The sequence below is a fragment of the Streptomyces sp. NPDC001728 genome, from assembly GCF_040297565.1.
GTDB lineage: Bacteria > Actinomycetota > Actinomycetes > Streptomycetales > Streptomycetaceae > Streptomyces.
Genome location: NZ_JBEOZK010000034.1, coordinates 22,036 through 39,921, shown reverse-complemented (window position 1 = coordinate 39,921; position 17,886 = coordinate 22,036). Strand labels below are relative to the sequence as shown.

16 protein-coding genes and 2 pseudogenes are annotated in these 17,886 nt (G+C 73.5%); 11 read left to right on the top strand and 7 right to left on the bottom strand.

Annotation, left to right across the window (positions count from 1 at the left end; genetic code table 11):
- Positions 1 to 7 precede the first annotated feature (7 nt).
- Positions 8 to 1,642 carry an amidohydrolase gene (locus tag ABT154_RS32835; RefSeq protein WP_351861913.1) on the top strand — a complete coding sequence of 545 codons (1,635 nt, stop codon included), beginning with the start codon at positions 8 to 10 and terminating at the stop codon, positions 1,640 to 1,642.
- Here the strand turns inward: ABT154_RS32835 and ABT154_RS32830 are convergent.
- Positions 1,609 to 2,691 (bottom strand): LacI family DNA-binding transcriptional regulator, encoded by a 1,083-nt coding sequence (locus tag ABT154_RS32830; RefSeq protein WP_351861878.1) that lies wholly within the window; start codon positions 2,689 to 2,691, stop codon positions 1,609 to 1,611. The two genes, ABT154_RS32835 and ABT154_RS32830, sit on opposite strands and share 34 nt — an antisense overlap.
- 131 nt (positions 2,692 to 2,822) lie before the next feature.
- Here ABT154_RS32830 and ABT154_RS32825 point away from each other — a divergent pair, with 131 nt between their 5' ends.
- The 5 genes from ABT154_RS32825 to ABT154_RS32805 are packed head-to-tail and all read left to right on the top strand — an operon-like array spanning position 2,823 to position 8,092.
- The gene (locus ABT154_RS32825; RefSeq protein ID WP_351861876.1) at positions 2,823 to 4,466 is read left to right on the top strand and encodes an ABC transporter substrate-binding protein; all 1,644 of its coding nucleotides are present in this window, start codon (positions 2,823 to 2,825) and stop codon (positions 4,464 to 4,466) included.
- A complete protein-coding gene (locus ABT154_RS32820) occupies positions 4,466 to 5,419 on the top strand; it encodes an ABC transporter permease (RefSeq protein ID WP_351861874.1) in 954 nt (317 codons plus the stop codon). Before ABT154_RS32825 ends, ABT154_RS32820 begins: the two co-directional genes overlap by 1 nt.
- Positions 5,416 to 6,291 (top strand): ABC transporter permease, encoded by an 876-nt coding sequence (locus ABT154_RS32815; RefSeq protein WP_351861872.1) that lies wholly within the window; start codon positions 5,416 to 5,418, stop codon positions 6,289 to 6,291. The genes ABT154_RS32820 and ABT154_RS32815 overlap by 4 nt, the downstream gene beginning before the upstream one ends.
- Before the next feature lie 5 nt (positions 6,292 to 6,296).
- Positions 6,297 to 7,283, top strand: a complete 987-nt coding sequence (locus ABT154_RS32810; protein ID WP_351861870.1) for an ABC transporter ATP-binding protein — start codon at positions 6,297 to 6,299, stop codon at positions 7,281 to 7,283.
- 5 nt (positions 7,284 to 7,288) lie between these two features.
- A complete protein-coding gene (locus tag ABT154_RS32805) occupies positions 7,289 to 8,092 on the top strand; it encodes an ABC transporter ATP-binding protein (RefSeq protein WP_351861911.1) in 804 nt (267 codons plus the stop codon).
- A gap of 95 nt (positions 8,093 to 8,187) precedes the next feature.
- On the opposite strand, the gene ABT154_RS32800 is transcribed toward ABT154_RS32805, so the two are convergent.
- A complete protein-coding gene (locus ABT154_RS32800) occupies positions 8,188 to 9,708 on the bottom strand; it encodes an alpha/beta hydrolase (protein ID WP_351861868.1) in 1,521 nt (506 codons plus the stop codon).
- A 185-nt stretch (positions 9,709 to 9,893) separates the two neighbouring features.
- On the opposite strand from ABT154_RS32800, the gene ABT154_RS32795 reads away from it, so the two are divergent.
- Positions 9,894 to 10,817, top strand: a complete 924-nt coding sequence (locus tag ABT154_RS32795) for a helix-turn-helix domain-containing protein (RefSeq protein ID WP_351861866.1) — start codon at positions 9,894 to 9,896, stop codon at positions 10,815 to 10,817.
- 32 nt (positions 10,818 to 10,849) lie between these two features.
- Here ABT154_RS32795 and ABT154_RS32790 read toward each other — a convergent pair whose 3' ends face one another.
- Positions 10,850 to 11,482 (bottom strand): GNAT family N-acetyltransferase, encoded by a 633-nt coding sequence (locus ABT154_RS32790; RefSeq protein WP_351861864.1) that lies wholly within the window; start codon positions 11,480 to 11,482, stop codon positions 10,850 to 10,852.
- A gap of 173 nt (positions 11,483 to 11,655) precedes the next feature.
- On the opposite strand from ABT154_RS32790, the gene ABT154_RS32785 reads away from it, so the two are divergent.
- Positions 11,656 to 12,462: a VOC family protein gene (locus ABT154_RS32785; protein WP_502969654.1), complete on the top strand. Its 807-nt coding sequence runs from the start codon at positions 11,656 to 11,658 to the stop codon at positions 12,460 to 12,462.
- 89 nt (positions 12,463 to 12,551) lie between these two features.
- On the opposite strand, the gene ABT154_RS32780 is transcribed toward ABT154_RS32785, so the two are convergent.
- Positions 12,552 to 14,018: an MFS transporter gene (locus ABT154_RS32780; protein ID WP_351861860.1), complete on the bottom strand. Its 1,467-nt coding sequence runs from the start codon at positions 14,016 to 14,018 to the stop codon at positions 12,552 to 12,554.
- Positions 14,019 to 14,138: 120 nt separating this feature from the next.
- Here ABT154_RS32780 and ABT154_RS32775 point away from each other — a divergent pair, with 120 nt between their 5' ends.
- A complete protein-coding gene (locus ABT154_RS32775) occupies positions 14,139 to 14,594 on the top strand; it encodes a MarR family winged helix-turn-helix transcriptional regulator (protein ID WP_351861858.1) in 456 nt (151 codons plus the stop codon).
- Positions 14,595 to 14,653: 59 nt separating this feature from the next.
- Here the strand turns inward: ABT154_RS32775 and ABT154_RS32770 are convergent, their stop codons facing one another.
- A complete protein-coding gene (locus ABT154_RS32770; RefSeq protein WP_351861856.1) occupies positions 14,654 to 15,022 on the bottom strand; it encodes a YrdB family protein in 369 nt (122 codons plus the stop codon).
- 32 nt (positions 15,023 to 15,054) lie between these two features.
- Between ABT154_RS32770 and ABT154_RS32765 the strand changes: the two are divergent.
- Both ABT154_RS32765 and ABT154_RS32760 read left to right on the top strand, forming a co-directional pair.
- A pseudogene (locus ABT154_RS32765) lies at positions 15,055 to 15,290 on the top strand (hypothetical protein); the annotation flags it as partial.
- 647 nt (positions 15,291 to 15,937) lie between these two features.
- Positions 15,938 to 16,732, top strand: a pseudogene (locus ABT154_RS32760) (alpha-amylase family protein); the annotation flags it as partial.
- Between the two features lie 17 nt (positions 16,733 to 16,749).
- Here the strand turns inward: ABT154_RS32760 and ABT154_RS32755 are convergent.
- On the bottom strand, positions 16,750 to 17,328 hold the full coding sequence (locus ABT154_RS32755; protein WP_351861854.1) for a TetR/AcrR family transcriptional regulator: 579 nt from the start codon (positions 17,326 to 17,328) through the stop codon (positions 16,750 to 16,752).
- Complete coding sequence (locus tag ABT154_RS32750; RefSeq protein WP_351861852.1) at positions 17,325 to 17,687, bottom strand: DUF1304 domain-containing protein; 363 nt, start codon at positions 17,685 to 17,687, stop codon at positions 17,325 to 17,327. The genes ABT154_RS32755 and ABT154_RS32750 overlap by 4 nt, the downstream gene beginning before the upstream one ends.
- Positions 17,688 to 17,886: the final 199 nt, after the last annotated feature.

Below are 17,886 nucleotides of genomic sequence, written 5' to 3'. Positions count from 1 at the left end.
CATGCGCATGGCCAAGGCCGATCTGGTCTTCACCCGGGGTCCCGTCTTCACCGCGGACTCCGCCCGTACCCGGGCGTCGTCGGTCGCCGTCGTCGGCGACCGGATCGTGGCAGTCGGTCACGACGAGGTGCGGGAGCTCATCGGTCCGGGCACCGAGGTGGTGGACCTGACGGGGAAGCTGCTGATCCCCGGCTTCCAGGACGCCCACATCCACGCGGTGTCCGCCGGCGTGGAACTGGCCGAGTGCGACCTCACCGAGACGGTCGGTGTCGACGACTACATCAACCGGATCCGCGCCTACGCCGACGCGCACCCGGACCGCGCGTGGATCACCGGCGGCGGCTGGTCGATGGAGAGCTTCGAGGGCGGGCTGCCGACCCGGCAGCTGCTGGACGCCGTCGTCTCGGACCGGCCGGTCCTGCTGTCGAACCGCGACCACCACGGCGCCTGGGCCAACACGCGGGCGCTGGAACTGGCGGGCATCACCGCGGACACCCCCGACCCCGCCGACGGCCGCATCGAGCGCGAGGCGGACGGCACCCCGAGCGGCATGCTCCAGGAGGGCGCCACGGCGCTGGTCTCCCGGCTGGTGCCGCGCGGCACGCCGAAGGAGAGCCTCGACGGGCTGCTCCGGGCCCAGCGGCTGCTGCACTCCCTGGGCATCACCGCGTGGCAGGACGCCATGCTCGGTGAGCTCATGGGCCAGCCGGACCCCTCGGACGCCTACATGGCGGCCGCGCTCGACGGCTCGCTCACCGCCCGGGTGACCGGCGCGCTGTGGTGGGACCGGACGCGGGGCGCCGAGCAGATTTCCGAGCTGGTCGCCCGGCGCGAGAAGCTGAACACCGGCCGGTTCCGCGCGACCTCGGTGAAGATCATGCAGGACGGCGTCGCGGAGAACTTCACCGCCGCGATGACCACGCCCTACCTGGACGGCTGCGGCTGCGCCACCGGCAACTCCGGCCTGAGCTTCGTCGACCCCGAGGCGCTGCGCGGCTACGTGACCGAGCTGGACGCCCTGGACTTCCAGGTCCACTTCCACGCCCTGGGCGACCGGGCCGTGCGCGAGGCCCTGAACGCGGTCGAGGCCGCGGTGAAGGCCAACGGTCGCCGGGGCAACCGCCACCACCTGGCCCACCTCCAGGTGGTCCACCCCGAGGACCTGGCGCGCTTCGCGGAGCTGGGCGCCGTCGCCAACATCCAGCCGCTGTGGGCGGCGCACGAGCCGCAGATGGACGAGCTGACGATCCCGTTCCTCGGCCCGGAGCGCGCGGCCTGGCAGTACCCGTTCGGAGACCTGCTGCGGGCCGGTGCCACGCTCGCCGCCGGCAGCGACTGGCCGGTCAGCAGTCCCGACCCCCTCATGGGCATCCACGTGGCCGTGAACCGCAAGGATCCCGAGAACCCCGACGCGAAGGTCTTCTACGCCGAGCAGCGGCTCGACCTGACCACCGCGCTCGCCGCCTACACCGCCGGCACCGCGCATGTGAACGGTCTCGACAACACGGGCAGCCTCCAGGCCGGCAACCTCGCCGACCTGGTGGTCCTGGACCGCGACATCCTCACGGCGCCGCCGGAGGAGATCGCGGAGGCCAGGGTCGAGCAGACCTATGTCGGCGGCCGGCTCGTGCACTCCGTCTGAACGGCGCTGACCGACGACTCCCGTACGTGGAGGCGGGTGGGGACGATCGCCCCTGGCACCTCGCGGAGGCCGTGTTCCAGGACCGCCACCAGGTGCTCGACGCCCGCCTCCGCGACCGCCTCGGGCCGCAGGCTCAGGGTGGTCACGGTCGGGGCGGTGTGCTCGGCGGTGACGTCCTCGCTCACACAGACGAGGAGGAGGTCACCGGGAACTTCGTATCCGTGGCGGCGCACCGCCTCCAGGACGAGGGGCGGGCTCACCTCGGCCACGATCAGGAGGGCGTCGGGGCGGTCCTCCCCGGCACTCTCCAGGGCGGCCTCCACGGCCTGTACGACGGGACCGTTCCCGTGCGCGGTGACACGTACGACCCGCTCCGGCAGGCCGTGCGCGGCGCACCACGCGCGGTGGGCGGCGACGACCTCGACGTGGAAGCGGGTGGTGCTGTCGGGCACGACGAGCACCGGCCGCCGGGCGCCCTGGTCCCGGAGGTGGTCCAGGGCCTGGCGCACGGCGGCTCCCGCGTCGACGTCGATCCAGTACGCCCCCGGCCGTCCTTCGACCGAACGGTCGCTGAACACCGGGATGCGAGCGGCGATCAGGTCCTCCACGACCGCGTCGTCGGCGACCGGGTCGGCGACGATCACGGCGTCGAGCGACAGGTCGGCCCATTCGCTCTGCAGGGAGCCGGCGGGCAGCAGCACCACGGCGTAGCCGCGTCGCAGCGCGGTCGCCGAGGTCGCCGCGGTCAGCCGGGCGAAGTACGGGGATTCGAGGAAGCTCCACGGGGCGTCCGCGAACTCCCCGATCACGTAACCGATCAACCGGGCCCGTCCCGCGCGCAGGTGCCGCGCGGTGGCGTTGGGCCGGTAGCCCATTCTGCGCGCGGTGTCGCGGGCCTTCTCCCGGACTTCGGGAGAGAGCCTTCCGGTGCCGTTGAGCGCCGCCGAGACGGTCGTCTTGGACAGCCCCGCCTCGCGGGCCACGTCGATCAGGCGGACGCGCGGGAGGGGCGGCGAGGGCTGCCCTCCGGGCTGTGGGACATCAGTCATGGAAACGATGTTGCCACCCTCGCGACCTGCGGAAAACCGTTCCCGCAAACCCTTGTGCGGGAACGTTCCCGCATCAATACTCGCTCCATCCCCCAGCGCCCGTCACTACACCCGTAAAGGGGTGGGTCTGCATGCGCATGCCCCGAGCCATCGCTCTACTCGCCTGTACCGCCGCTCTCGCGGCCACCACCGCCGCCTGCTCCGGCGCCACGACGCAGCAGCCGACCGTCGGCGGCGGCACCGGCGGCGACTTCAAGGTCACCCCGCTCTCGCCCCCCGCGAAGGGCAACCTGGACTCGTTCACCTGGTCGCTGTACGCCGAGCCGTACACGCTCGACTACGCCCTCGCGTACGACTACCCGCCGAACACCGTCCTCGCGAACGTGTGCGAGCAGCTCTTCCGTGTCACCCCCGACATGAAGATCGAGCCCGGTCTCGCGCTGAAGTACACCCAGCCGGACCCGCGCACCCTCGTCTACACACTGCGCCCGGGGGTCAAGTTCCACGACGGCACCACGATGACCGCCGACGACGTCGTCGCCTCGCTCAAGCGGCAGATGAACCCGGCCACCGGCTCCCCCTGGGGCTCCGTCTTCAAGAACGTCGACGCGATCGAGAAGACCGGCCCGCTGGAGGTGACGCTCCGCCTCGGCAAGGCCGACGTCCTGCTGAACGAGCTGATGGCCGCCTCCCCCGGCACCATCGAGAGCGCCGCCTACCTCGCGAAGGCCGGCAAGGACTACGGAACCCCCAAGGGCGGGGTGAACTGCACCGGCCCGTACGCCCTCGACAAGTGGTCGCAGGGCTCGGACATCACCCTGAAGAAGCACGACGCCTACTGGGACCCGAAGCTGGCCCCCAAGTCGGCCGCCGTGAAGTTCACCTTCATCGAGGACGCCGCGGCCCGCGCCAACGCCTTCCGCTCCGGCACGGCCGACGGCGGTTACATGGTGCCGTCCTCCTCCTTCGGCCAGTTGCGCTCCAGCGACAAGGGATCGCTCCTCTTCGGCCCCAACACCGCCGCGTCGAACCTCGCCGTCCTCGACTTCCGCGGCACGCTCCGTGACCTCCGGGTCCGCAAGGCCCTCTCGATGGCGCTGGACCGGAAGAACATCATCAAGGCCGCGGCCGGCGGTGTCGGCGTCCCCGCCAAGGCTCCCGCCGCACGCGGCGCCTGGGCGCTGGCCCCAGAGAAGACCGCCGCGCTCTACGACACGTTGCCCGAGCCGGCGTACGACGTCGAGGGCGCGAAGAAGCTCATCCAGGAGGCCGGCGCCACCGGCCGCACGCTCACCGTGGCCACCAGCACGCTCTCCCCCGAGATCAGCGTCGTCGCCAACGCCGTGCAGGCCGCCGGCCGCCAGATCGGCCTGAACGTGGAGCTCAAGTCCGTCTCCCCGGACGCGTACAGCAGCATCTTCGTCGACCCGAACGCCCGCACCGGGCTCGATCTGGTCATCACCAACGGGTACGACAACACGCCCGACCCGCTGGAGTTCTACCAGTACCTGCGCACCGGGGACTTCGGCAACTACGGCAAGTGGTCGAACGCCGAGTACGACGTCGCCTTCGACCGTGCCAACTCCGAGCCGAACCCCGCCGCCCGCGCGGAGCGGACCGCCGAGCTCCAGCGCATCGCCATGGCCGAGCTCCCGATCATCCCCGTGTACGAGGCCCCCTTCACGGTCTTCCTCGGCAAGCGGATCACCGGCGCGCCCACCGGCATCGCCCAGCTCTACTACCCGTGGGCCGCGACGATCGGGGCCGCGAAGTAATGACCCGCTACCTCGTCGGACGGCTCCTGGGCCTGGTGGCGGTGCTGTTCGTGACCTCGCTCGTGGTCTTCGGCAGCGTCCACCTGGCCCCCGGCGACCCGGTGTCGTTCCTGCTCCACGGCCGCCCCGCGACCCCCGAAGCGGTGGAGGCCCTGCGGTCCCAGTACCACCTGGACGACTCACTGCCCTCGCAGTACCTCCAGTGGCTCGGCGGTGTCGTGCGCGGTGACTTCGGCACCTCCGCCCAGTTCCACCAGGACGTGGCCGAGCTGATCGGCTCACGTCTGGCCGGCACCGCGCTACTCGTCGGCTACGCGGCCGTGCTCGTCGCGGTCCTCGGCGTGACGGCCGGTATCCTCGCCGCGCTGAAGCCCGGCCCGCTGGACCGGGTGGTGCTGATGGGCACCGGCGTCGCCACGGCGACCCCGTCGTTCGTCACCGCCATCGCGCTCGTCTCGGTGTTCTCGGTCCAGCTGGGCTGGTTCCCCGGGCCGGGCGGCACGCCCACCGGCCTGTCGGAACGGCTCTACCACCTGACGCTGCCCGCCGTCGCCCTGGCGCTGACCTTCGCCGGTCTGCTCGCCCGGGTGACCCGCTCGGCCATGCTCGACGAGCTGGGCCGCGAGCACGTCGAGGTGTCCCGGGCCCGCGGTGTCGCGGGCCGGACCGTGATCCGCCGGCACGTGCTGCGGAACGCGCTGGGCCCGGTCGTCACCGTCGGCGGCACCATGCTCGCCGGACTCCTCATCAGCACCTCGATCGTCGAGACCGCCTTCGACGTGCCCGGCCTCGGCTCGCTGCTGGTGCAGTCGGTCACCGCCAAGGACTTCGCAGTCGTCCAGGCGATCACCCTGCTCAGCGTGGCCGCGTTCGTCCTCGTCAACCTCGTCGTCGACCTGCTCGCCCCTCTCATCGACCCCCGGCTTTCACTCCACGGGGAAGGCTCCTCATGACCACCACCACCGCCGCCACGCCGGTGCCCTACCGCAGGCCCGGCCTGCGCGGCCTGCGCCTCCTGTCGCAGGGCCCCCTCTTCACCCTCTCGGTCGTGGTGCTCGCCGCGCTCGTCCTGGTCGCCGTGTTCGCCCCCGTCCTCGCCCCGTACGACCCCGAGGCGCTGGACCTGTCGGCGAGCCTGACCGGGACCAGCGGTACCCACCTGCTCGGCACCGACCAGTCGGGGCGGGACATCCTGTCCCGGCTGCTGCACGGCGCCCGGACCGGACTGCTCGGTCCCCTGCTCGTCGTCGTCGTGTCCACCCTGCTGGGCACCCTGCTCGGCGTGGTGGCGGCCTGGCGCGGCGGCTGGGCGGACTCCGTCCTGTCCCGCTCGATGGACATGATCTTCGCCATCCCCGGCCTGCTCCTCGCGATCCTGCTGGTCTCGGTCGTCGGCTCCGGCATGACCGCGCCGGTGATCGCGATGGCCGTGGCGTACACCCCGTACGTGGGCCGTCTGGTCCGCGGGATCGCCCGGCAGGAGAAGGCACGCCCGTACATCGAGGCGTACCGGGTGCAGGGCTGGTCCGGCTGGACCGTCTGTGTGCGCCACCTCCTGCCGAACATCGCGCCCACCGTCTTCGCGCAGTCCGCGATGAACTTCGGGTACGCGCTGATGGACCTGGCGGCGCTCTCCTTCCTCGGCTTCGGCGTGCAGCCGCCGACCGCCGACTGGGGCGCCATGATCAACGAAGGCCAGTCGGCCGTCCAGCAGGGGGCGATGCTGCCCGCCCTCGCCCCCTCGGTGTGCATCGTGCTCGCCGTGGTGGCGTTCGGCATCGTCGGCGAGGGGCTCGCCGACCGGATCGCTCGGCGGGAACGGTGAACGCCATGACAGAACAGACGGACCGGGCACCGGTCCTGGAGATCGAGGACCTCGGGATCCGGCTGGACGGCGACCGCGCCGCCCGCCCCATCCTGGACGGCGTATCGCTGACCGTGCGGCCCGGGGAGACCGTCGGCCTGGTCGGCGAGTCCGGTTCCGGCAAGTCGGTGGCCTGCCGCAGCGTCCTCGGACTGCTGCCGTCGGGCGCGCACACCAGCGGCCGGGTCAAGGTGGCCGGCCGGGACGTGCTCGCCATGAGCCGTACGGAGCTGGCCGCGACGCGGGCCCGGAAGGTCGCCATGGTCTTCCAGGACCCGCGCGCCTCCGTCAACCCGCTGCGCCGGGTCGGCGACTTCCTCACCGAGGGACTGCGCGCGGCCGGTACACCCGCGAGTGAGGCCACCGCGCGCGCCGAGGAACTCCTCCACGCGGTCGGCATCCGCGACCCGCGCGGGGCCCTGCGCCGCCGGCCGCACGAGTTCTCCGGCGGCATGCTCCAGCGGGTGGTCATCGCCGCCGCCCTCGCCGCCGAACCGGACCTGCTCGTCGCCGACGAGCCCACCACCGCCCTCGACGTCACGACGCAGGCCGAGATCATCGCGATCCTGACCCGCATGCGCGCCGAACGCGGCACCGGACTCCTCTTCGTCACCCACGACCTGGAGCTGGCCTCGGCGATCTGCGACCGCGTGTACGTGATGTACGCCGGCCGGATCGTCGAGACCCGGGGCACCGACGAGCTGTTCGACCGGCCCCGCCACCCCTACACCGCGGGCCTGCTCGGCTGCACCCCGCGCATCGAGGCGGGCGCACCGGCCCCCCGGCCCATCCCGGGCCGGCCCGTGTCCCTCGCCGAGCAGCCGCCCGGCTGCGCCTTCGCCGCGCGCTGCGCCCACGCGCTGCCGCGATGTACCGAGGAGGCACCCGTGCTCGCCCGGCACGGCGAGGGATTCGCCGCCTGCCACCGCGCCGACGAAGGGATCACGCTGTGACCGTGTTGACGAAGGAGGGCCTCGTCGTCGAGGGCCTGCGGAAGCGGTACGGCGACCACACCGCGGTCGACGACGTGTCCTTCACCCTGGCGCCGGGCAGGTCCCTCGCGCTCGTCGGGGAGTCCGGCAGCGGCAAGACGACGACCGTCCGGATGCTCGTCGGTCTGGAGCGCCCCGACGGCGGCAGCGTCCGCCTCGACGGCCGGGACCGCTCCACGCGGCCCCGGGGCCGGGCCGAGCGGCTGTCCAGGGCCCGCGAGATCCAGATGGTGTTCCAGGACCCGTACCTCTCGCTCGACCCCCGGATCACCGTGTCCGGCTGCCTCGACGAGGTGCTGCGCCTGCACACCGACCTGGACCCCGCCGCCCGCAAGGCCAGGGTCGGCGAGCTCCTGGACCAGGTGGGCCTGGGCGCCCGCGAGGCGGGCGCCCTCCCCCGGGGTCTCTCCGGCGGGCAGCGGCAGCGGGTCGCCATCGCGCGCGCCCTCGCCGTGGAGCCCCGGGTGCTCGTCCTGGACGAGGCGGTCGCCGCGCTCGACGTGTCGATCCAGGCCCAGATCCTGGACCTGCTCGCCACGATCCGCCGCGAGGCCGGCATCGGCTACCTGTTCGTCACCCACGACCTGGCGGTGGTCCGGCACATCGCGGACGAGGTCATGGTGCTGAAGTCCGGCCAGGTGGTGGAGGCGGGTCCGACCTCACGGGTCCTGGACGCCCCGGAGCACCCGTACACCCGGCTCCTCCTGGCCTCCGTGCCGCGGCGAGGCTGGTCCCCGGAAGGGCTGCGGACGCGCGGGGAGGGAGCGTAGCGACGCGCTATCCGGCGCGTTCGCTCGGCGCGTTCTGACGCCGGGCGGGCCCTGACGCGTCCGTCCCCGCGCGTGGGCCCCGGGGGTTGCGGGGGTCAGTCCCGCAGCCGGCCGAGGACGGCCCGCATCGCCCGTTCCACGGCCGCGCGGGACTCCTCGGTGCGGTCGGTCACCTCGAAGCCGTGGTGGCCGTTCGGTACGTCGACGATCTCGACGTCGGTCCCGTTCCTCACGGCGGCGGTCAGGAACTCCTCGACCGTCGCCGTGAAGGCCGGGTGTTCGAGTCCGGCCCGGGTCAGCACGATCGGCGGCCCGGCCTCCGTGCCGAGCGCTTCCGCCGGGCGGAAGCGGGACTCCACCGTCCGCCAGCCGGGCAGCGGCGCCAGGGCGGGATAGGTCGCGGCCAGGCACCGCAGCCACGGCGGGGGCGCGGCGAGCCAGTCCGCCGCGAGCAGCCCGCCCGTGGAGAAGAACCAGAGCGCGATCCGGTCCCCGTCGACCCTCGGATCGGCGCGCACCAGCGCGACGGCCTCCGTCAGGTCCTCCGCGGCGAGCGGGTAGTCCGCCAGACCGTGCAGCCGGTGGTCCAGGGTCACGCCGACCACGCCCAGGCTCGCCGCGTAGCGGCCGTACCCGAGGAAGAACGGGGTGTCGCGCGGGGTGGGCCGCTGCTCGGGGGCGACCGGGCCGCCGTGCACGAACACGACGGCTGGCCGGGGCCGTTCGCCGTCCGGCAGATGGAGATCGACCCTGCCCCGGCGCTCGCTGTACCCCTCGGGCACGTCGAGGAGGAACGGCACATCGTGCGCGGGCCGCTCGTGAGCCTGCTCCGGTGCGGTCACGCGGTGGCCCTCCCCGGCCGCCGCGCGCAGCAGCGCCCCGGCGAGCGCGGCGGGGGCCGAGAGCATCGGCCAGTGCCCGGTGTCGATCTCGAGGAAGCGCACCCGGTCGTCGGCGAGCGCGAGGAACTGCGGCGGCCCCGATTCCACCAGCATCCGCACCAGGTCGATGCTCCCCCCGTTAGCGGTGCACAGGACGCCCGTGGACGGCAGCGCCGCCGCCGCGCCGGTCAGCCGGAGCGGCCCGGTGAGCGTGCCGGCCGGCTGCGGCACGGCCCGTCGCTCCAACCGTTCCAGTGCCTCGGCCGGTACCCCTTCCGTACTGCCCCAGCGCGCCCGGTCGCCCGGTCGCGGCGGCGCGACCCACGCGATGTCCTCGCCGTCGCGGGCCGCCTCGGCCAGCCGTGCGCGGACCTCGGGGTCGGGTACGGAGTCCACCCAGGCCGCGCCGTTCTCGGGAAGCGCCGTGTCGACCGAGACGATCCGGGCGACGCGGCCGGCACGCCGGTCGGCGGCGCCGAACACCGGGAACAGGCCGTATCCGTGCCCCACGAGGACCACCTCGGGTGCGTCGATCCCGTCGACCAGCCGTACGAGGTCCTCGACGTGCGTCTCCAGATCGATTCCGGCCTCTTCCCCTGTCTCGTCCCGCCGTTCCCCGAGGCCGGGCAGGGTCACCGGGTACGCCTCGGCTCCCGCCTCCCGCAGCAGGGCGGCCACCTCCGCCCACACCCAGCCTCCGGTGAAGGGGCCCGGCACCAGCACGAACGCCGTCATGGTCGTCTCCTCGGCACATCAGTGGGTCGCTGTGCCGCCACGCTAGGAACTCCCCCTGCGGGAGATTCAAGTCCGGCGGAGGACCGGTCAGGCCGTACGGCGGGGCGGCCCCGTGCCGCACACTGAACGCGTCCACCAGAGACGTACGCGGGGCTCCGGCAGGGCCCCTGAGGGAGGCTCACGACGTGTCGACCGACGGGCTGTGGAGCATCGGGGAACTCGCCGAACGCGCGGGGACCACGGTGAAGACCGTGCGCTACTACTCGGACCGGGGACTGCTGCCCGAGGGCGTGCGCAGCTCCGGCGGGCACCGCAGGTACGGTCCCGAGGCGCTCGACCGGCTCGTCCTGATCCGCTCCCTGCGCTCCCTGGAACTGCCCGTCCCCGCCGTCGAGCGGGCCCTCGACGGCGACGAGGCCCTGGAGGAGGCCGTGTCGGGCCGGTTGTGCGAGCTGGGCGGCCAACTGGCCGCGCTGCGCTGGCGCGAGGCGTCGCTGCGGCTGGTCAGGGACGCCCCGCCCGAGGAGCGGTCTGACCGCTTGCGGCTGGTCGGCGCGGTGCCGCTGCCGCCCGACACGACGGCCCTCACCCGGTTCTGGCGCCGTGTCCTGCCGGCCCGGCTGCCGGGCCGGGTGGTGACGGCGGTCCTGGACTCGGTGGTGCCGACGGCTCCGGCGGAGCCCACTCCCGCGCAGGTACTGGCCTTCGCGCGGCTGCACGCGCTCGTCTCGGGCCGTCGCCCGGACGACGCCGAGGTGCGGGCGGCGCGCCCGCTGCCGGACGGGGAGTACCGGCCCGACGTGCTGTACGAGGGGCTGGCGGAGGCGTACGAGGCGTCCTGGAACGCGGTACGGGCCGGGCTGGGCCCTGCGGAGGCGGGCGCCCTGGACGGATTCGTCGCCGCCTACGCCCACGCGCTCGGGGTCCGTGACACCCCGGCGTTCCGCCGCCGGCTGACCGGTCTGCTGGCGGCCCAGGAGGGTCCGCTGATCGTCCGCTACTGGAAGCTCGCCGGGGCCCTGTTCGCCCCTGACGAGCCGGTCCTCGGCGTCCTCCACCACCAGCTCTCCACCGCGCTGCGGGCCGAGGTCCGGGAGCGCACGGCCTGACGCCGTCCCGTCTCCCGCGCCGGTGTACGGGCCTACGCCTCCTGGGCGGCGCGCTGGGCCGCGCGGGCGAGCCGGGGTCCCGCCGCCGTGTGAAGGTGCTGGGCCCTCGGCCGTACCGGCGGGGCGGCCCGCAGGGTGTCGGTGAGGGCGTAGCCGCAGGTCAGCGCGGTCCGGCAGGAGCCCTCGTTGCCCACCGCGTGCACGAGCTCCAGGGCGCGCCCCGCGAAGGGCCCGTCGCCGTGCGCCGCCCACCGGGTGACGAGCGTGAGGGCCCGGGTGGCGACCCCGCGCCCGCGCGCCTCGGGGGCCGTCCAGTAGCCGACGCGTACGGGTGCCGCGCCCGCGCCGGTGAGGGAGATGTGGCCGAGCGCCGGCGAAGGGCCCGTCGCGGTGTCCTCGGTGACGGCGAACGCCGCCCGGTGTCCGGCCGCCCACCCCTCGTTCTGGGCGTCCACCCAGGTGCGCGCCTGCTCGGCGGTGTCCAGGTGGGTGGCGAGCCAGGCGCGCAGCTGCGGGTCGCGGTGGTGGCGTACGAGCGTCCCGACGTCCTCGTACGCCCACGGGCGGAGCAGCAGGGAGACGGTGGGGTGCGTTCGGCCGCCGTCACCCGCCCTGCGACCCGTGCCTTCGGGGGATTCACGGAGGGTGACGTACGGCGAGCGCATGACCGGACGGTATCCGTCCTCCCGGCGCCCGGCGCACCCGGGCGGGTGGAGATCGGCGGCAGACGGGTGAACCGGCGCATGCGCCGTCACGAGGCGGGGATGGCGCGCACGACGCACGCTGGAGGCAGGACGAGGAGGTGGTGCCGGTGTCGGGGCCGAAGACCGGGGAGGCGATGGGAGCACCGTGCTGGCTGAATCTGGCCGCACGGGATCTCGGCGCGGCGAAGGGCTTCTACGGGGCGGTGCTGGGCTGGACGTTCCGGCACGGTTCCCTGGGCGAGGCGTTCGCGGTGGCCGAGCGGGACGGCGTACCGGTGGCCGGGATCGCGGCGCTGGCCGCCGAGCCGGCGATGCCGGTGGCCTGGACGGTGTTCTTCGCCGTCGACGACGCCGATACGGCGGTCGCCCGGATCAGGGAACGCGGCGGCACGGTCGGGGTGGGCCCTGTCGCGTTCCCGCCGGGCCGTGCGGCGCTCGCCACCGATCTGGAGGGCGCGGCGTTCGGGGTGTGGGAGGGGGAGCTGATGTCGGGCTGGCACGTCGGTGAGCGGCAGGCGCCGGCCTGGCTGGAGCTGCACACCCGCAACGCGTTCGACGCGGCGGTGTTCTACGGCGGGGTGCTCCGGTGGGCGGACGGGACTCCGGGCTGCTGCGAGGTCTCGTACGAGCACGACGCGGTGGTGCTGCGGCGCGAGGGCGAGGCCGTGGCCCGCCTGGACAGCGGTCCGGTCGAGTCCGCCTCGTCGACTCCGCAGACGCGGCCCCGGTGGCTCGTACGGTTCCGGGTGCGGGACCTGGAGGCGGCGAAGGCCTCGGTCGTGGAGCACGGCGGGGAGCTGGTCCCGGGCGGCGAGTGGGGCGGGGCGCACTCTCCGGCGGGCGAGGAAGGACGCCGGGCGGTGGTGCGGGACCCGGACGGGGCTCTGTTCACGCTGGAGGCGGAGGACCGGGGCGCCGCGCCGGGCGGGGCCGGGTCGTAGGGCGGTCGCCGTACGGCGAAGGGTCCCGCCCACCGCGTCTCTGCGGTGGGCGGGACCCTTCCCCTGAGGGCTCTCGGGATGTCGGTCTCTCAGGCGGTGGCCTCGGACGGGGCCACCGGAGCGCTCCCGGCGCCGGCGCCGGCCGGGTCGCCCGCACCGGCCGCCGCGAACCGGGCCGGGATCAGGGCGGCGACGACGGCGGCGACCAGGCCGACCCCGCAGCCGATGAGCATGGCGACGCGGAAGCCGTCCTCGGAGGGCAGTGCGTGGCCGCCGAAGTCCGTGGTCATCTGGGCGAGGACGACACCGATCACGGCGGCGGACACGGAGGTGCCGATGGAGCGCATCAGGGTGTTGAAGCTGTTCGCGGAGGCGGTCTCCCGCAACGGGACGGCGCCCATGATGAGGGCCGGCATGGCTCCGTAGGCGAGGCCGACGCCGGTGTTGCAGATGAGGGTCACGGCCAGCAGCCCCCAGGTGGAGCCCATCAGGGCGAGCGAGGAGCCGTATCCGGCGGCGATGACCAGGGCGCCGACGGAGAGCGTGACCTTGGGGCCGCGGGCGGCCGAGAGCCTGGCGCCGAGCGGCGCGAGAATCATCATCATCAGGCCGGCCGGGGCCATCCACAGGCCCATGGCCATCATCGACTGGCCGAGTCCGTAGCCGGTGGCCTCGGGCAGCTGGAACAGCTGGGGGACGACCAGGGACTGCGCGTACATGGCGAATCCGACGAGGACGGACGCCAGGTTGGTCATCAGGACGACCGGGCGGGCGGTGACGCGCAGGTCGACGAGGGGCTCGGGGGTACGCAGCTCCCAGCGGCCCCAGGCGAGCAGGACCACGACGGCGACGGCGAGGAGGCCGAGGGTGGTGGCGCTGCCCCAGCCCCAGGTGGCGCCCTTGGAGACGGCGAGCAGCAGGGCGACGAGTCCGACGCCGAGACCGAGGGCTCCGGGGATGTCGAAGCGGCCCGTGGCGGGGGCGCGGTGGCCCGCGGGGGCGACGCGCCAGATCAGGAGGCCGACGACGACGCTCAGGCCGGCGGCGACCCAGAAGAGCACGCGCCAGCTGGCGTTCTCGGCGACGGCGGCGGAGAAGGGCAGGCCGAGGGCGCCGCCGACGCCCATGGAGGCGCTCATCAGGGCGATGGAGCCGCCGAGCTTCTCGGGCGGCAGGATGTCGCGCAGCAGGCTGATGCCGAGGGGGACGACGCCCATGCCGAGGCCCTGGAGTCCGCGTCCGACGATCATCGGGACGACGGAGGAGGCGAGCGCGCAGACCACCGAGCCTACGACGAGCGGGACGACGGAGACGAGCAGGACGCGCCGCTTGCCGAGGGTGTCGCCGAGCCGTCCCGCGACGGGGGTGGCGACGGCGCCCGCGAGCAGGGTGGCGGTGATGACCCAGGACGCGTTGGACGCGGTGGTGTCGAGCAGCTTGGGGAGGTCGCCGATGAGCGGCACCACCAGTGTCTGCATGAGTGCGGCCACGATGCCCGCGAGCGCGAGGACGCCGACGACGCCTCCGGGTCGGGCGTCGGGCTTGGAGCCGTCCACGGGTTCTCCCTCGGTGCTTCTTCGATTCTTCGGAACTGTAGTATGCATCATGCACATCGATTGCAGCATGCACAAGTTGTGCTGGATGCATACACTCCGGCGGCAGGGGAGAATGGACGCATGGACAAGCCCACCCACCTGGTCGAGTTCGAGAGCATGCTGATCGGACGCCACGCCCATCTGTACGGGCCGCGCTCCCGGGCGGCCGGCGGCCACCTCGACCGCAGCGCGTACGTCCTGCTCACCCGCATCCGGATGCACGGGCCGATGTCCATCGGACAGCTCAGCGAGGCCTTCGGCCTCGACGCCTCCACCCTCAACCGGCAGACGGCGGCGATGCTGCGCGCCGGGGTCGTGGAGCGCATCCCCGACCCGGACGGCGGGATCGCCCGCAAGTTCCGCATCACGGAGGAGGGCGAGCGCCGCCTCGAGGCCGACCGGACCTCGAACATCGAGGGCCTGGAACGGGTGATGGAGCACTGGTCCCCCGAGGACGTGGCCCACTTCGCCGCCTACCTGCAACGCTTCAACCGGGACATCGAACGCCTGGAGGGCCGCCCCTGGCCCCGGCCGTGACCCACCCCGTCAGACGTGGCGCGGCGCCGACTCCCGGGCGCCGCGCCGACTGAACCCCCTCAGGCGCCCCGCCGCATCGCCGCCCGCCGGTCCGTCGTCGCCAAGGTCGTGTTGACCAGCGCCACCGCCGCGAACGTCATCGCCCAGCCCGGCCGGTCCAGGGCGTAGAGGGCGAGTGCCGCCGCGCCGAAGACCAGGGCCTTCACCGCCAGGACCGCCGCCGGCGGCACGTTGATCCGGGCCTTCGGGGCGGCGAACAGGCCCCAGACGACGGCCGCCAGCGCGGGCGCGGCCAACGCGAGCAGCAGCCGTAGCGCCGTGTTCTCCGCGCTGTCCCAGCCCCACCAGGCCAGCGCCGCCAGGGCCGCGAGCTCCAGCAGGAACGCCAGCCCTTCGTTGAACGCGCTCAGCGCGGCGGGCAGTTTCATCGGGAACCTCTCGACGTTCCTCACACATACGGGCCGCCCCGAGCGTAGACGCCGCCTCCGCCCCCGCGACCGCCACCACCGGGGACGCGCCCACGACGCCCGCCACCGGGAAGCCGCTGGGCACCGACTCGCGCAAGGACCCGATCTGCTTCGTCCTCACCGCCCGCTTCAACGGCGGCGACCCGTCGAACAACCGCGGCGGCAGCCAGCACACCAAGTCGGGCACAAGTCGGGCAACGCCGCGAACGACGACCCCATGTGTCGAGGTCCTTCCAGCTCCCGTCCTCCCGCGGCACCCATCGGGGTGCGGCGGAGAGCTCGGCGGTGAAGCCGCCCTCGGGCTCGGCGAAGACCCGATCGGCGATGCCTCGCTGTGATACGTCCTCGACTGGGCGGCCGGTCTCCCCGGCCTCCTCGACGGCCTCCTGGGTCACCGCGTTGAGACCGGGAAGCGTCGGCTCCGGTTCTTCGGCGGACCCGAGCCCGAGCAGCAGATCCCGGGCGACCGGTGGCGACGGACACGGTGTAGGGCTGGCGGGATGGAGCGTGGTGTCAAAGGTGGTCCGAGTCCTGTGCGACGGGACCCGGCCCCAGCCAGCGGGCGGCCGCAGAGCTGGCCCCAGACTCCTGGCGCCCGTGCTAGGTACGCTCGGCTTGGCGTTCGTATGTGACGGCGCACTGCTTGCAGTCGCCGCACAGGTGCGGGTGGGTCTCCCCGTGACACGTCCCACCCGGCGGGCTCGATGACCTTCCACCGCTCGTCGGTGAACTTCGTGCCGCAGTCGGCTCGCACGGGACGGCGGGCCTCCCGCTCAGCCGCGCCTCCCGCGCCACGCGGCGCAGCCGCTCCTGTACTGGCGCTCGCAGGCTTCGTACTCGGCCCGCTGGTGAGCAGCGTGGGCTTCGCGGCGGTCCGGGAGCAGCTACCACACCCCCGTCCACAGCGGGTTCTCGGGCATGAACGTCATCGGCATGCGCATGCACATGCACACGCACATGAAATTCGGCGACGCGTCGAACGCCTTCTTCAACGGCAAGGACTCGGACGACAGTTACAACGACGCCACCTACAACGTCGTCTACGTCGACAGCCGCGACTACGGCCCGAACAAGTCGAGCGAACGGTACGCGGGCGGCACGGACGCCTGGGCCGAGAACATGTCCCTGATGTGGACCTTCCGGGGCATCCCGACGCTCTACTACGGCTCCGAGATCGAGTTCCAGAAGGGGAAGAAGATCGACTGCGGGCCGACCTGTCGGCTCGCCGACACCGGTCGCGCCTGCTTCGGTGACCATGTCGCGGGATCCGTCACGGCCTCCGACTTCTCCCGGGTCACCTCGGCCTCCGGAGCGGTCGCGACGACCCTGCGGCAGCCCCTGGTGCAGCACCTGCAGCGGCTCGACCTGATCCGGCGCGCGATCCCCGCGCTCCAGACGGGCCAGTACTCCACCGAGGGCATCTCCGGCGGCGTGGCGTTCAAGCGCCGCCACACCGCGGGCGGGACGGACAGCTTCGCCCTGGTCACGGTCACGGGCGGCGCCACCTACACGGGCATCCCCGACGGCACGTACACGGACGCCGTCACCGGCGACGTCCGCGTCGTCACCGGCGGCACCCTCACCGTCGCCGCCCCCGGCCAGGGCAACCTTCGGGTGTACGTCCCGAACGGCCCCGGCAGGATCGGGACTTCGGACCCGTACCTGAAGTAGCCGAAGGGCCGGCCCCGCTATGCCAGGGGTGTGCGGTGCAGGGTGACAAGGAGGCGCCAGACCTGGTGGGCGATCCGGTCGGGGTCGCCCTCGACCAGGCCGTGCAGCCAGTCCGCCAGCACCCCGGCGAAGGTCGCGGCGACGGCCGAGGCGATCAGCTCCGGCTCGGGGGCGCCCGCCAGGCTGCGCTCGTGGAAGCTGCGGGCCCGCAGGTCCTCGTGGAGCACGAGGCCGAGCGGTCCGCCGCCTCCCGGGCGCAGCAGGGCGCGGTAGAGGCCCGCGTGCGGGGCGAGGCCGGTGAGGAACTCGCGGAGCGCGGGCGGTGGGGCCGCGGGGTCGGGGACGCCGCGCCAGGCGTGCAGGGCGTCGACCGCCTCGCGCACCACGTCGGCGCAGGCGTCGACGGCCAGCGCCTCCAGGTCGGCGTAGTGGACGTAGAAGGTGGCACGGCCGACTCCGGCCCGGCGGACCAGGGTGGCGATGGTGACCTCGGGCAGCGGGCGCTCGGCGCACTCGTCGAGGAGGGCCTGCCGCAGCCTGGCCCGGGTCCTGGCGGCCCGGGGGTCGCCCGGTGCCGCCTCCGCCGGCCGGTTCACCGGCTGAGGAGTACGGCGCCGAGGGCGAGCGCGCCGGGGAGCGCCTGGGCGACCAGGATGCGGCGGTTCGCGGTGGCACCGCCGTACAGGCCCGCGACGACGACGAAGGCGAGGAAGAAGATCTGCACCCGGTATCCGGTGGGGTCCCCCGCGATCAGCCCCCAGACGAGTCCGGCGGCGAGGAAGCCGTTGTAGAGGCCCTGGTTGGCGGCGAGCGGCGCGGTGGCGCGGGCCATCTCGGCGTCGAAGCCCGACAGTTCGCGCCCCGGCCTCCGCTCCCACAGGAACATCTCCAGGACCAGGATGTACGCGTGCAGGGCGGCCACCAGGCCCACCAGCACGTTCGCGGTCGTCTCCATCGCCTGCTCCTGCGCCTCTGACTTCCTGGACAGATGTCCAGCATAGATGGACACCTGTCCAGGATCTCCCCGGGCCGTGTCCGAACGCTTCCTTCCGCCCGGGGAGTCTGGGATCTTGCCTCCACCCCACACACCACAGGGCCCGGCGGGCGCCACCCGCGCCACCGGACCATCGGAGGACGCATTGTTTTCCCACATA

Coding starts and splice junctions, on each gene's coding strand:
- ABT154_RS32825 (WP_351861876.1), top strand. CDS start 2,823: ATGCGCATGCCCCGAGCCATCGCTCTACTCGCCTGTACCGCCGCTCTC.
- ABT154_RS32770 (WP_351861856.1), bottom strand. CDS start 15,022: ATGAAACTGCCCGCCGCGCTGAGCGCGTTCAACGAAGGGCTGGCGTTC.
- ABT154_RS32815 (WP_351861872.1), top strand. CDS start 5,416: ATGACCACCACCACCGCCGCCACGCCGGTGCCCTACCGCAGGCCCGGC.
- ABT154_RS32800 (WP_351861868.1), bottom strand. CDS start 9,708: ATGACGGCGTTCGTGCTGGTGCCGGGCCCCTTCACCGGAGGCTGGGTG.
- ABT154_RS32785 (WP_502969654.1), top strand. CDS start 11,656: ATGGGAGCACCGTGCTGGCTGAATCTGGCCGCACGGGATCTCGGCGCG.
- ABT154_RS32835 (WP_351861913.1), top strand. CDS start 8: ATGGCCAAGGCCGATCTGGTCTTCACCCGGGGTCCCGTCTTCACCGCG.
- ABT154_RS32820 (WP_351861874.1), top strand. CDS start 4,466: ATGACCCGCTACCTCGTCGGACGGCTCCTGGGCCTGGTGGCGGTGCTG.
- ABT154_RS32775 (WP_351861858.1), top strand. CDS start 14,139: ATGGACAAGCCCACCCACCTGGTCGAGTTCGAGAGCATGCTGATCGGA.
- ABT154_RS32790 (WP_351861864.1), bottom strand. CDS start 11,482: ATGCGCTCGCCGTACGTCACCCTCCGTGAATCCCCCGAAGGCACGGGT.
- ABT154_RS32830 (WP_351861878.1), bottom strand. CDS start 2,691: ATGACTGATGTCCCACAGCCCGGAGGGCAGCCCTCGCCGCCCCTCCCG.
- ABT154_RS32750 (WP_351861852.1), bottom strand. CDS start 17,687: ATGGAGACGACCGCGAACGTGCTGGTGGGCCTGGTGGCCGCCCTGCAC.
- ABT154_RS32810 (WP_351861870.1), top strand. CDS start 6,297: ATGACAGAACAGACGGACCGGGCACCGGTCCTGGAGATCGAGGACCTC.